The organism is Enterococcus pallens ATCC BAA-351, assembly GCF_000407485.1.
Classification (GTDB): domain Bacteria; phylum Bacillota; class Bacilli; order Lactobacillales; family Enterococcaceae; genus Enterococcus_A; species Enterococcus_A pallens.
Map to the genome: position 1 here is coordinate 33,522 of NZ_ASWD01000006.1, position 12,333 is coordinate 45,854.

Here is a 12,333-nt window from a genome sequence, read left to right on the forward strand (position 1 = left end):
CTCTTTCTATGAACGCTCCATCACCTGGCAGACCACTAAGGCCTTTGCCACAATGACATTATCAATAAAGACTTCCAAATCTAGCTTCGCCGAGCGACGACCAAATTCTAAAATCTTAGTTCGAATTTCAATTTCACTTTCTAATTGAATCAAACGTAAATAATGCAGGTTCATCTGTTCAATTAAGGTATTACGGCGTTGGTCAATCATCAAGGTCCGCTGCGCTACATTCGCCAACAGCTCACTCAATACGCCAAAAGAAATCGTTCCGACACTATTCACCATTTGCGGACTAACTTCAAACTTAAAGTTAGGCAAGTCTAATGGATTGCCCTCTCGATCCGTATCAATCATTACAATATCACCAACGATTTGATCAGAAATCGTATTAGACATCTGGGGCTGACGCTGAACCAGCTGCATGGCCTTCATGACATCTTGACGGCTAACCATACCTAATAGGGTTAAATCATCTTTAACCACTGGCATCATTTCCAACCCGTCCCAGATCATCCGATGGCTGACAGAAGCGACACTCATATTGGTTTTAACTACAATGGGGTCTCTAGTCATCACTCGATCCAACAACTGATTGTCTGCTTTGCCTAAAATATCCTTGGCCGTCACAATCCCAACTACCCGCATATTTTTATTAACAACTGGAAAACGAGAATGTCCCGTTTTCTCGGATAATGCTTGGTAGGTTGAAATCGGTTCGCCTGCCTGTAAATATTGTGTTTTTTCCAACGGCATATAAATGTCGCTAACCTGCATAATATCCTTTTTGATTAATTGGTCGCTTAACGCCCGGTTAATCATAGTTGCCACAGTAAAGGAGTCATAGGTTGTGCGTAAAACCGGCAATTCTAATTCGTCCGCCAATTGAGAAATTTCCGGATCTGTATCGAATCCCCCAGTAATCAAGACAGCCGCGCCGTCCTTCAACGCTAGACGTTGAGCACCTAAACGATTTCCGACAATCAATAGTGATCCAGGTGTAATATAGCGCTGCATAGCCTCTTCGGTCATCGCACCAATCACAAATTTGTTTAGATCTTTATCTAATCCGTTGGCACCACCTAGCACATCGCCTTCGATAATCCGAACAACTTCGCCAAAGGTTAAACGTTCAATATTTTTCTTTAGTTTGCGTTCGATCCGAATGGTACCCACCCGCTGGATCGTCGAAACCAAGCCGATATTCTCTGCATCCTTGATTGCCCGATAAGCTGTCCCTTCACTAACGCTCAAATTCTTAGCAATACTCCGTACTGAGATACGTTCGCCCACTGGCAAGCTCTCAATGTGCTCCAGAATTAAATCATGTTTAGTTGCCACAACTACCCCTCCTATTTTTCCTTTTTCATTAGTACAGTTTTATCTTTTTTAGTATAACAGAAGGTTTTAAAAAAAAGAAGTCAGCTGCAAGTTTTTCAACTAATCTGCTGACTCCCATTATTTATTTCAATAAATTTTCAATTTCTGGGTGTAACAGTTCCACTAAATCACTGGCTGCTAGTTCAACAGCCTTGCCAAGTTCACCACTAGAAACAATTACCTTGTCATAGTCCTGGATACTCTCATCAAACACAAGTAAGTAATCCGGATGATTCAGCCGAATACCAATGGGTGTATTCGCACCATGCTCATATCCAGTATGCTCCAATACAAATTCCATCGGCGGTAAACCGATCTTGCGGTTGCCCGTTGCTTTCGCTGCCTTCTTATAATCCAATCGAGCATCTAACGGCACCACTGCGATAACTACCCCTGTCTTGTTTCCCTTCATTACTAATGTTTTGAAAATTTTATCATGGTCGACTGGTTCTTCAGCTAAGACCGCCGTTCCATCTGCTTGCTCAACAGGCAGTTCGTGGACAGTAAACGGGATGCCTTTTTCTGTTAGGTATTCTTCTACTTGATTCGCCATTTTACTTCCTCCTTCCAAGTAACTTAGATTATATTGTTCTCTATACTACAAGAATAAACGACTGAGGATGAGTCTCCTCTCTAAAGCCAAGTCAAACTATCGAATTCTGCTGCGGTTATTCCCAACTCTTCCAAGGAGTTTGCAAGGATTTCCTTTAAATCCGTATTTTTCTGTTCACCTGACCTGACCAGCACATCCACGCCAGCGGGTGTTACTAAAGAAGCTTCAAAACGAATTACCAGTAGTTTCTCGTTCATACCAGCCACCGACCAATGGCTGCGCAATACTTTTAAAAGCCCCTTGCCGCGCCATTCAAATCCCTTTGAAACAATCGTATCTATCCCAACAATGGATTTCTGTTTGCCATTTTGTTTTTGGTATTCAACCAAGTCCAGTAGTTTCTCAGGTTCATTAGGAATCGCTTGATAGGTGATGGATGGATTTAGCCGCTTTCCCGAAAGCCACATGGGAAAATTCGACGCTTGAATCAACCATTTGCCTTGGATGTCCCTTACTGTATTTCCCATAGTTTTCTCCATTCCTTTTCTTAGCTGACTGAAGCTTACTTACTCTTCTTTTTTCTAAATCGAACCGCGGAAATAACCAATGCAACAAAACACAACGCAAAAGAAGCAATAAAGGTCACACGCATTCCAAAAACAAAAATATCTGGTCGATTAGCAATGTAAGTGGTTACTCGTTGCCCATAGGCGGCACTCATTCCACCGTACAGAATCGTCGTTGCCAAGGCAATCCCGATCACCATCCCTAAATTACGAGCAAAGGAATTCATACTGCCGGCTACCCCTAAATTTTCTTTGGTAACACTACTCATAACCATTGTGTTGTTGGGTGATTGAAACAGTGCGTTCCCAAAGCCCATGATGGCCGTTGCAATGACAAAATACCAAATCGGTGTAGCTTCATTCATAAAAATATACAAAATCTGAGTTAACGAAAGTAAGCCTAATCCTGTAATAACCAGGATTGGTGAACCAATCTTGTCAGTCAGATAGCCGCTAATAGGCGAACCAATGACCATCAATAACGGAAATACCATTAATAAAAGACCAGAGTAGCTAGCCGAAAGTCCTCGGGCATTTTGCAAATAAAAAGGCATCACCACGTTAACGAAAAAGTTCGAGGCAAAAATCAATACGGCTGTGATTAAGCTCATGGTAAACATTTTATTCTTGAAAATACTGAAAACAATCAACGGATCGGTTTTCCGTTTTTCCACATAGATGAAATAAAGAAAGGCAATCAATGCTAAGCCAAACAACCCTAATGGTAAAGCATTCAGATATCCGATTTCCTGACCGATGAAGATACTGCCGAAGAAGCTCATAATCGTTACTGCGAAAGCACCAAAGCCTAAGAAGTCGATCTTGCGTTTCGACATAGTTAAATCCTTTGGCAGGAATTTTTCGCCGATTAAAATAGTGGCGATTCCCACAGGCACATTAATCCAGAAAATATATGACCAAGAAAACTGCGACAAGATCAGTCCGCCGATTCCTGGTCCGGCAATTGACCCTAGCGAAACAAACGCACCGATGGAACCCAGCGCTCGACCACGTTCCTGCATCGGAAATACTTCTGTCGCAATCCCTGAATTGGTTGCCATCGTCATACTGGCACCGATACCTTGAACCACTCGGCCAAACAACAGAAATTCCAACGAATGATTGAAACCACAAAGCAATGAACCGACTGTAAAAACAATCGTACCGATCCGATACACTTTGATCTTGCCGAAGCTGTCACCAATCTTGCCAAACAACAGCAGACAGGCACACACTACGATTAAATAGATAGAAACTACCCATTCCGCCTGATTCATTGGTACATTTAAATCTTTTGAAATAGTTGGTAAAGCAATGTTCACAATACTAGAATCCAACGTGGACATGAAAGCAAACAAGGCTACCGAGACTAGAATCCACCAGCGATTTTTTTGTACCAATGGATCATCTTGATAAGTCCTCATATAAACATCCTTCTTTCTAATCATTGTGATTATAACAAGTTTTCTCAAAAAATAGCAGCAATATGTCACCACAGCTGCTAATTGAAGCTGCTGTCTGTTTCCTATTTAAAAAAAGAAAGGCTTTCTGCGAGGTACGAATGAAAAAGAAAAAAATCTTTTATCTCATGGCCGATCAGCCGTTAGATGAGATAAAAGATTCGATTTAAAAAGGTATAGATAGTCCGATCGGTATCAATAGACTATCCCGTGGCCCTTACCACCTCAACTCTTTACTCAGCCAGCTGCTAAATGAAAAATCTTTTCTACTCAAACCGGCTGCAGACAAAAAGTTGCTCCAACTACCATAGCGTTTTGACGCTAGGTAGCTATGTTCAAATTCAACAAACGTTGGGACTTTCCTTAATTCCTTCGCTTGTTTTTGCACTAACTCAATCAGCTGCTCGTTACTTTTGCCCTCCGTGTATTTTTGAGGTCTTTGGTACTCTAGACCAGCGCTTGCCAAAAATCTCTTCCAGCCGCCATAGCGTTTTGTCGCTAGGTAGCTATATTCAAACTCCTTATACATCGGCACTTTCCCTAACTCTTCTGCTCGTTTTTGGACTAACTCAATCAGCTGCTCATTACTTTTGGTATTCCTATGAGCTTGAGGTTTTTGATACTCTAGACCGGCGCTTGCCAAAAAGTTCTTCCAGCCGCCAAAGCGTTTTGTCACTAGGTAGCTATATTCAAACTCTTTATTCGTCGGCGTTCTTCCTAATTCTTCTGCTTGTTTTTGCACTAACTCAATCAGCTGTTCGTTGCTTTTGCCACTCCTGTATCCTCGGGAGGAACGATACTCTAGACCGGCGCTTGTCAAAAATTTTTCCCAGCTGCCGTAGCGCTTTGATACTAGGTAGGTATATTCAAACTCTTTACCCCTCGGCGTTCGCCCTAACTCTTCTGCTTGTTTTTGCACTAACTCAATCAGCTGCTCATTGCTTTTGCCACTTACATATCCTTGGGAGGTTCGATACTCTAAACCGGCGCTTGCCAAAAACTTCTTCCAGCTGCCATAGCGTTTTTTTGCTAGGTATCTATATTCAAACTCTTTATAGGTCGGTCTTTTCCCTAACTCTTCTGCTTGTTTTTGGACTAACTCAATCAGGCGCTCATTACTTTTACTTCTGCCATCAGCTTGGGAGCTTCGATACTCTAGACCGGCGCTTGCCAAAAAGCTCTTCCAGTCGCCGTATCTTTCAATCGCAAGGCGTTTATGCTCAAATTCATCATAGGTTGGCGTCTCACCGAACACCTTTGCCTGTTTTTGGACTAGTTCCATCAGCGTTTCATTACTCATATTACTTTGAGGATTCTTCGTTGTTCGCGGCTTCAGACCAGCACTAGCCAAAAAGCTTCGCCAGCTACCAAAACTGCCGTTTACTTTGTTTCCATATTTAAACTCACTTTGGGTTGGCGTTTTCCCTAATTCCCTCGCTTGTTTTCGTACCAATTCGATTAGCTCTTTCTTACGTGCCTCCTTGTACTCTTTAGAATGCCGTGGCATTAAGCCAGCATTTCTCAAAAAATTACTCCAGCTGTGATACCTACTTATAGCTAGTCTACTATATTCAAACTGATTAAGTGTCGGTGTTCCTCCTAGTTCCTTCGCCCGTTGTTGTACCAACCTGATCAGTCTTTCATTGCTCATATCTTTTTTATAGGGTTTGGGCTTTTGTTTGGTCAAGCCGGCACTTTTTAAGAAGTTGTTCCAATTGCCGTATCTTTTTACTGCAACACGTGCGTATTCAAATTCTCCGCGTAAAGGCGTTTCTCCCCGTTCTTTCGCCTCTTTTTGTACCAGCTGGATCAACTCTTCATTACTTAATGGTCTCTTGTCTCGCACAACTGTTAGGCCGGCGTTTTCCAAAAAGCTATTCCAGCTGTCATATCTTATCAGCACAATCCCAATGTGCTTAAACTCTGTACGCCTTGGTGCTCTTCCCAATTCTTTGGCTTGTTTTTGCACCCTTTCAATCAGCTGCTCATTGCTAATAAGCTTTCTCTCATTTCCTCTTCTCTGCGGTTTTAGATTCGCTCTTTGCAAAAAGTTCCCCCAGCTGCCATAGCGCCTCACCGCTATTCCGACATGCTTAAATTCTTTAACCGTCGGAGCTCGCCCTAACCCCTCAGCTTGCTTTTGCACTCTTTCAATCAGCTGGTTATTGGTTATCATTTTTCTGCTTCGCTTGTATCTCTGCTGTCCGAGACCCGCGCTTTCTAAAAATTCCTCCCAACTGCCAAAGCGATGGATAGCCGTTGAACTATACTTAAATTCTTCGGCTGTTGGTACTTGGTCCGCGTCAATCTCCTGTTGCTGGACAAGCTTGATCAGCTCACTGTTGGTGAGGTTATGAATCGGTTTATACAGCTCCAGTCCAGCAAGCTGCAAGAAATTCTTCCAGCCGTCAAACCGCTTTGCCACTAAGCCATGATACTTGAACTCTCTCATGAGCGGCGTCCGGCCCAATTCGTCGGCTGCTTCTCTAACCCATTCCATCAACTGTTCATTGGTGATTTTCCTGACATCTCCTATAGGATGCCCGGGCTTTCCAGGCTTTATCGGTTCTAAGCCAGCGCTTTTTTGGAAGGTCGTCCACTTACCAAATCGTTTTTTAGCTAGATTCCCATACTCGAACTCAGTCCTTGCAGGGGTTCGACCTAACTTTTGGGCTTGCTGCTGAACCAATTGGATTAACTCTTCATTCGTTATGGCATTCTTATAGGCACGCGTTGTTTCAGGGGTTAAACCCGCATTTTTTAAGAAGTTTTTCCAACCGCCAAAGCGGCTTTTGGCTAAATGACCATAATGAAATCCAGCTGCTTTGGGGGATCGGCCTAACTCGGCTGCTTTTTCTTGAACTAATTTAATGAGCTCCTCATTGGTTACATCGATTCTACGCCACCTAGGCTTTGATGGTTCAAGTTTTGCAGCCGATAGGAAATTACCCCAGGTCCCAAATCTGCCTACTACCAACGATTTATACTCAAATTCGCCCTCATAGGGGGTGCGGCCTAGCTCCTTTGCCTTTTCATGGATGATTTCGATAAGCTGTTCATTGCTTATCTCTTTTCTGCGCATAGCTAGTGTGCCTGCTTCCAGACCAGCCTGCTGCAAAAAGTTTCCCCAATTGCCAAATCTAGTAGTGATTAGTCCACCATACTGGAATTCTTTCTTTAAAGGGGTTCGTCCCTTTTCAGCGGCCTCCTTTTGGATTAACGCAATCAGCTCTTCATTGGTTACACCCTTTTTGAGCTTACTCATCTCTAATCCAGCCTGATCCAGAAATTCTTTCCAAGAGCCAAAGCGGTGCCTAGCTAAAGGGCCATGCTGGAACTCAGTACTTAGAGGAACTCGCCCCAATTTGGCTGTCTCCTGGTGAATGGATTCAATCAGCTCTTCATTGGTAATAGTACTTCTGCTCCTTGGATTTTCCGCCAGCTCCAGTCCCGCACTTTTTATGAAATTTCTCCAGGTGCCAAATTGCCGATTAGCGAAATGGCTCAGTTCAAACTCTTTTCTAAAAGGGGCACGCCCTAACTCAGCAGCTTGTTCCTGAACCTTTTGGATTAGCTCCTCATCGCTAAACTCTACTTTGCGGGAAGGCGGCTCCATACCAGCCTCTTGCAAAAAAGCCTGCCACGTGCCAAATCTCCACCGTACTGCCTCTCCATAGGGAAACTCTTTTTTAAACGGCGCTCGGCCTAATTTAGCAGCCTGTTCCTTTACTAATGCAATCAGCTCTTCGTTGCTTAGTTTTCGTTTATTTAAATCCGTGGCCATTTATCAATCTCCTTGTTGTCGATGAACTAGAATTGAAGTGATATGTAATTGTTGCTTGGCTTAGCTCATTTGCTTTTTTTCAAAGTGTATGTAACTCATTCTAGTCATTAAAAAATTGGTTTTCTTTGTATAGAATCATCAAATCCATTGCATATATTCTAAACCCCGTTACTTATTTAAAAAAAGGATACGTTAGCAATTATACTTCATTGATTCGTTAGATTAAACAAAAAAATACACTGCTTTTCTTTTTTTATGTAATTTTTTATTACCCGAAAACATTTTAATGACGGCCTCGGTTATTCATAAAGTTACCATTAGAGAACAGCACACAAAATAACCTAAGCCTCAAGATAGACTTAAGTTGTTTTGTGTATAAACAGAGAATGATGTTGCGCAATGATCTTGTTCTCCAGACTAAAAATAGAGGACTAGTGAAGTTTGCTGGTTCCTTGCCTAATAAATACGAGAGGTCTTAACACCGATCCCTCTCCTGGGCTTTTCCTTCGGTAAATCTACCCGGAAAAACTTGCACCAACAATGATTAAGATCAGTCAGCTTTGTTCTCCTTCAACTCGTTAATCTGTTCAATACTTAATCCGGTTATTTGAACAATTTGTTCTGGTGCCATGTCCAATTTTAAGCAGTTCGCTGCAACTTTCAGCTTTTCTTCCATCTTTCCTTCCTTACGTGCATAATCTATTTCGGCTTTCTTTATTGCTTTGGCCTTATCAATTCGCATAATCATTTTCTTTTCCTCCTCATCGAGTTGGTAAAAATCTATTCGTTTCTTTGCTGCTTTGATATACTCTGGTGCATTCTCGGTTACTTCGCCTGTTTTGAAAAAATATTGCCAATGAGCCAAGGGACTGTTCGGTTCAACATTTTTGTTCTTTAGACTAAAAAAGCAGAGGGACAGTAAGGGTTGCTGCTTCCTTCCTAAATAGAGACGAGCGTTCTTGTCATTGCGAAGACTAAAGCTTTGAAGTGCTTCTTCGTCTGGATCAAATAAGTGAAAATCTACTATATTAATGTCGTAGGTAGGACATAATCCAGAAAAGTTGTTGTTTTCGATATAGTCTTCGGCTTCCTCATCGCCATATGGAGAAATGTAGGCTTTCACTAAATAAAACAGGGCACGTTCTTCAAAAAACTGGTGGGGCTGTACCTGCATCTCTTATGCAAAGCTTTACATAAGAGATGTTATGAAAAGTAAATAGTTATGTAAAGTTGAGTGAACAGACGTTGATTTGTCAATGTCTATTCACTTTTTTTCTTCACATAATGAAAGATGGTGGTACAGTTGATTTGTATCCAAATAAAAGAAAAGGAGGTTTTTACATGGATACCGATCAGATTGTTCCTACTATGAATCAACTTATCAAAAAAATGAAAGGCGATGGATATTCCGACAATACACTGGATCATTTTTTATGGATTGGTCATACTTTTGAAACTTTCTGTGTTAAGAGAAATATTCAGAAGGTGAACTCTAATGAAGCTCGAAATTTTTTTAAAGAATCCTTCGACTTTGATTTAGATGCCCCTAACTGCCAATTACAATTTACTCTTCGCCGCCCCGTACTTTTACTGTTTGAATTTTATCACACTGGAAATTACTTATTAAGACATCACAACACGGCTTATACAAATATCCCTACTGCATTTTTAGATTTTTATTTAGAATACAAAGATTTCGTAGATAATTTAATCACTTGTCAGAAGCAAGCAAAAAAAAATAAGTTATGGACAATGGGAAAATTCCTTCTTTTTTTAGATAAAAACCGGGTCTATTCATTTAGAGAACTATCTACTACACTTGTCCATCAATTCATCAATAGTTTAGAAAGCTCTCCAAATACTAAGGATTTACATCGTGGAAATCTTAGACAAGCAATTGATTGGATGTTTGATAAACAAATTTGCCCGTTTTCTGGGTATTCTATCTTTCCAGTTATCCATTCTAGTCAGAGATTATCTATATTATCTTATTATAGTAAAGAAGATATGAGAAAAGCATTTGATGTTATCGATATAAACTCTGTTCAAGGTAAACTTGAAATGGCAGTTATTACAACTCTTTATTATACTGGAATACGTGCATCTGATTTATTAGAGATGACGTTTGCGCAACTTGATTGGGAAAACGATGTTTTCTTTATCAGGCAAAAGAAAAGCGGCGAACCTCTGACACTTCCATTATTGCCCGAAATGAAATTTGCCTTGTTAGATTACATTAAGAACAGCAGAAAAGCGGTCAATGAGGACTTGGATCATATTTTTTTAATTAGCTGTGCTCCCTATCACAAATTTTCTATTGGTGGAATTTCTTCTATCGTTAAACGAGTCTTTCTAAGAGCAGAAATTGATATTACTGGTAAGCATGCGGGGGCCCATGCCATGAGACATTCACTTGCGACAAATTTGATGCAGGAGTCAGTTCCAATTAGCGCAATTTCTAATGTTCTAGGACACAAGCAAATAAGATCGACAGAGAAATATCTGACCATTGACGAAACCAAATTAAGAGAATTTTCTTTGGAGGTGCCTTATGTCTTTTTATAATTATAAGTTCGCCGAACCTTACAACGAACCATTTGAGCGTGTTATTCAATACAAACGAGGAATAGGTTATGATTATGGCGACTGCTATGTTGGTTTTTATAGACGAATTGCAAAATTTCTCAGTCAGTTTAAACCAACGAAACCAATTATTACACAGGAAATGTATGAGAAATGGTGCGAACAAACTGACAATGAAGGAAAAGTCTACCATAACATGCGAATCAAAGTACTCTGTGATATTTGTCATATATTAACTGACATGGGTTATCCAAATATTTATATTGATCCATTTGAACCGAGATACCTGAAAAGCTCTTTTGTCCCTTACATTTTTACTCACGAGGAGATTATCCGTCTATTTGATAATCTAAAAAAGATCGTCAATCAAAAGGATTATTCAAATGATGCGTTTACCTTATTATTCATTTTGTACTACTCTTGTGGTCTGCGTCGCTCCGAAGGACTGCATTTACGGAAAAAACATTGTAAAGTGGATCAAGGGATTATTGAAATCATTGATTCTAAAAATCATATAAGTCGAATCATTCCATTATCTGATAGTGTGCATGCACAATTACAAAGCTATATGACCTCTTACAGTTCCCACTTAGAACCTAACCAATTCATTTTTCATCACCCGAATTCTTATGACGAACATTATTCTATAGGGTCTCTATATCGTAGATATAGGAAACTACTAGTAGACTCTTACATTCCATATCGACAGGGCGGTAATTTACCTCGAATTCATGACTTACGTCATACGTTTGCCATTCATGCGCTTGAAAAGGCAGAAAAAGAAGGAATTGATCTTTATGCCGCACTTCCTTTATTGTCTGTTTATTTAGGACATGAACACCTGACTCAAACTGAAAACTATTTACGACTAACCGTTCAGCAACATAAAAATGTGAGCACAAAAGTGAAAAAGTATATCGGTAACTTGTTCTATCAAGGAGAGGAAGATTGACATGCATGGCTTTTCATTTTATGTGATGAATTATTTTTCAAGTTATTTAACTAAATTCTTAGGTTGCTCAAAAAAGACTATTGAATCTTATCGAGACACTTTCGTGCTCTTTTTTGACTATTTAGCAACGCACGAAAGAATTACTTCTGACAACATAAAGCTAGAAGATTTTAATGAAGCAATCGTTGAAAGGTTCCTCAACTATTTAGAAGAAAATCGTGGAAATAGTATCAATACAAGAAATCAACGCTTAGGTTGCTTAAAAAGTTTTGCGAATTATTTAAAACGAAAAGAGTTTGCCTTTTTGAGTCAATGGGAAAGAATAACAGACATTCCTAGCAAAAAAAAGATCACTCAACAAATAGCATATTTAACAATAAAAGAGTTAAAAATACTTTTATCTATGCCTGATAATACTACTAAAAAGGGGCGCAGAGAAAAGGCGTTATTATCCTTTATGTATGATACAGGCTGTCGCGTTCAAGAGATAATTGAGACCCAAATATGTAATATTCGCTTTTCTTCGCCACCTTCAGTGGAGGTTCTTGGAAAAGGCGCTAAATATCGTCAAATACCTTTTTCATTAGAAGTCCGTGACTTACTGAGGGAATACCTTAAAGATCAAAATCTGAATATTTCTTCAGAACAATACGTCTTTCGAAATAATGTAAATAAGAAATTGACCCGAGCAGGCGTCCAGTATATATTGGATAAAAATATCCAAAAAGCTCGACAGGAGAATCCACACTTATTTCTCAAAAAAATTTCCAACCATAGTTTGAGGCATAGTAAAGCCATGCATTTGTTGGAAGCTGGGGTTAATTTGATTTATATCCGAGATTTATTAGGACATGCCTCAGTGAATACGACAGAAATTTATGCAAGGGTAAACCCAGAAATAAAGCGAAGGATATTGGAAAAAAACTATTCAGAAGTTCATTCTGATACAAAGTATACGGACGAAAAAAAATCAGAATTGGTTGAATGGTTGAAAACTTCACTTTAGTTATGTAAAGTAAAGAGCATCACGATAGTTGATCTACGGGCACTATTTTGAT

General features: G+C 40.0%; 9 protein-coding genes. 3 read left to right on the top strand and 6 right to left on the bottom strand.

All coding sequences use genetic code 11. The annotated features are described in order from the left end of the window. Nucleotides 1-6: 6 nt before the first annotated feature. The 6 genes from I588_RS21760 to I588_RS21785 all read right to left on the bottom strand — a co-directional run bounded on the left by I588_RS21760 (nt 7) and on the right by I588_RS21785 (nt 8,914). The gene (locus tag I588_RS21760; RefSeq protein ID WP_010756148.1) at nt 7-1,338 is read right to left on the bottom strand and encodes a DRTGG domain-containing protein; all 1,332 of its coding nucleotides are present in this window, start codon (nt 1,336-1,338) and stop codon (nt 7-9) included. Nucleotides 1,339-1,459: 121 nt separating this feature from the next. After that, entirely contained in the window at nt 1,460-1,930 is a 471-nt protein-coding gene (locus tag I588_RS21765) for a YbaK/EbsC family protein (protein WP_010756147.1), read from the bottom strand. An 80-nt stretch (nt 1,931-2,010) separates the two neighbouring features. Next, nucleotides 2,011-2,457, bottom strand: a complete 447-nt coding sequence (locus I588_RS21770) for a hypothetical protein (protein WP_010756146.1) — start codon at nt 2,455-2,457, stop codon at nt 2,011-2,013. 35 nt (nt 2,458-2,492) lie between these two features. Continuing rightward, a complete protein-coding gene (locus I588_RS21775; protein WP_010756145.1) occupies nt 2,493-3,920 on the bottom strand; it encodes an MFS transporter in 1,428 nt (475 codons plus the stop codon). Nucleotides 3,921-4,173: 253 nt separating this feature from the next. Then, on the bottom strand, nt 4,174-7,740 hold the full coding sequence (locus I588_RS21780; protein WP_010756144.1) for a homing endonuclease associated repeat-containing protein: 3,567 nt from the start codon (nt 7,738-7,740) through the stop codon (nt 4,174-4,176). A 550-nt stretch (nt 7,741-8,290) separates the two neighbouring features. Beyond that, a complete protein-coding gene (locus tag I588_RS21785) occupies nt 8,291-8,914 on the bottom strand; it encodes an Rpn family recombination-promoting nuclease/putative transposase (protein WP_010756143.1) in 624 nt (207 codons plus the stop codon). Nucleotides 8,915-9,081: 167 nt separating this feature from the next. Here I588_RS21785 and I588_RS21790 point away from each other — a divergent pair, with 167 nt between their 5' ends. Genes I588_RS21790 through I588_RS21800 form a run of 3 tightly spaced genes read left to right on the top strand, consistent with a single transcriptional unit; the run spans nt 9,082 to nt 12,281 of the window. Beyond that, the gene (locus I588_RS21790) at nt 9,082-10,305 is read left to right on the top strand and encodes a tyrosine-type recombinase/integrase (protein WP_010755493.1); all 1,224 of its coding nucleotides are present in this window, start codon (nt 9,082-9,084) and stop codon (nt 10,303-10,305) included. Continuing rightward, nucleotides 10,292-11,275, top strand: a complete 984-nt coding sequence (locus I588_RS21795) for a tyrosine-type recombinase/integrase (RefSeq protein WP_010755494.1) — start codon at nt 10,292-10,294, stop codon at nt 11,273-11,275. The genes I588_RS21790 and I588_RS21795 overlap by 14 nt, the downstream gene beginning before the upstream one ends. A gap of 25 nt (nt 11,276-11,300) precedes the next feature. Beyond that, nucleotides 11,301-12,281 carry a tyrosine-type recombinase/integrase gene (locus I588_RS21800; RefSeq protein WP_211219390.1) on the top strand — a complete coding sequence of 327 codons (981 nt, stop codon included), beginning with the start codon at nt 11,301-11,303 and terminating at the stop codon, nt 12,279-12,281. Nucleotides 12,282-12,333: the final 52 nt, after the last annotated feature.

What these genes read in the sequence shown, in the direction of transcription:
- I588_RS21795 (WP_010755494.1), top strand. Translation starts at nt 10,292, where the DNA reads ATGTCTTTTTATAATTATAAGTTCGCCGAACCTTACAACGAACCATTT.
- I588_RS21785 (WP_010756143.1), bottom strand. Translation starts at nt 8,914, where the DNA reads ATGCAGGTACAGCCCCACCAGTTTTTTGAAGAACGTGCCCTGTTTTAT.
- I588_RS21790 (WP_010755493.1), top strand. Translation starts at nt 9,082, where the DNA reads ATGGATACCGATCAGATTGTTCCTACTATGAATCAACTTATCAAAAAA.
- I588_RS21800 (WP_211219390.1), top strand. Translation starts at nt 11,301, where the DNA reads ATGAATTATTTTTCAAGTTATTTAACTAAATTCTTAGGTTGCTCAAAA.
- I588_RS21780 (WP_010756144.1), bottom strand. Translation starts at nt 7,740, where the DNA reads ATGGCCACGGATTTAAATAAACGAAAACTAAGCAACGAAGAGCTGATT.
- I588_RS21775 (WP_010756145.1), bottom strand. Translation starts at nt 3,920, where the DNA reads ATGAGGACTTATCAAGATGATCCATTGGTACAAAAAAATCGCTGGTGG.
- I588_RS21770 (WP_010756146.1), bottom strand. Translation starts at nt 2,457, where the DNA reads ATGGGAAATACAGTAAGGGACATCCAAGGCAAATGGTTGATTCAAGCG.
- I588_RS21765 (WP_010756147.1), bottom strand. Translation starts at nt 1,930, where the DNA reads ATGGCGAATCAAGTAGAAGAATACCTAACAGAAAAAGGCATCCCGTTT.